This window comes from Deinococcus pimensis DSM 21231, from assembly GCF_000519345.1.
Lineage (GTDB): Bacteria > Deinococcota > Deinococci > Deinococcales > Deinococcaceae > Deinococcus_A > Deinococcus_A pimensis.
Genome location: NZ_KI912660.1, coordinates 4,745 through 5,412 on the forward strand (window position 1 = coordinate 4,745; position 668 = coordinate 5,412).

Annotated in this window: 2 protein-coding genes; both read left to right on the forward strand. The window is 74.7% G+C overall.

What is annotated here, in order from left to right; translation table 11 throughout:
* Positions 1–40: 40 nt before the first annotated feature.
* Positions 41–106, forward strand: a complete 66-nt coding sequence (locus DEIPI_RS41535) for a hypothetical protein (protein WP_245588588.1) — start codon at positions 41–43, stop codon at positions 104–106.
* Positions 107–223: 117 nt separating this feature from the next.
* A partial coding sequence (locus DEIPI_RS32085; protein ID WP_045234575.1) for an enoyl-CoA hydratase-related protein occupies positions 224–668 on the forward strand: 445 nt, incomplete at its 3' end.

Here is a 668-nt window from a genome sequence, read left to right on the forward strand (position 1 = left end):
CGCGGACGTCTTCCGCGCCGTGGCGCTCGGCGCGCGCGGCGTGCTGCTGGGGCGGCCCTACGTGTACGGCCTCGCCCTCGCCGGGGAGGAGGGCGTGCGCGGGTGATCCGGAACACCCTCGCGGAACTCGACCTCACGATGGGCCTCGCGGGCTGCACGCGGCTCGCGGACGCGCCCGCGTTCGTCACGCGCGTCTGAGCGCCGCACCTGCTACCTTCACGTCATGCCCTACGAGCACCTCCTCGTCGAGAAGCCCGGCGGCGGCGCGGGCGTCGTCCGCCTCAACCGCCCCAAGGTCCTCAATGCCCTGTCGAGCGCCGCCCTCGCCGAGATCGTCGCGGCGGTCGGCGAGCTCGACGCCGACCCCGGAATCGGCGCGATCGTGATCACGGGCTCCACCCGCGCCTTCGCGGCGGGCGCGGACGTCGCGGAGATGGACGGCCGCACCCCCGCCGATCTCCTCGCCGACCGCCGCTACGAGCTGTGGGAGACGCTGCGCCGCACCCGAAAGCCGCTCGTGGCGGCCGTGGCGGGCTTCTGCCTCGGCGGCGGGCACGAGCTCGCCATGGCCTGCGACATCGTGATCGCGGCGGAGAACGCCGTGTTCGGTCAGCCCGAGGTGAACCTCGGCATCATTCCCGGCGCGGGCGGCACGCAGCGCCTCACCC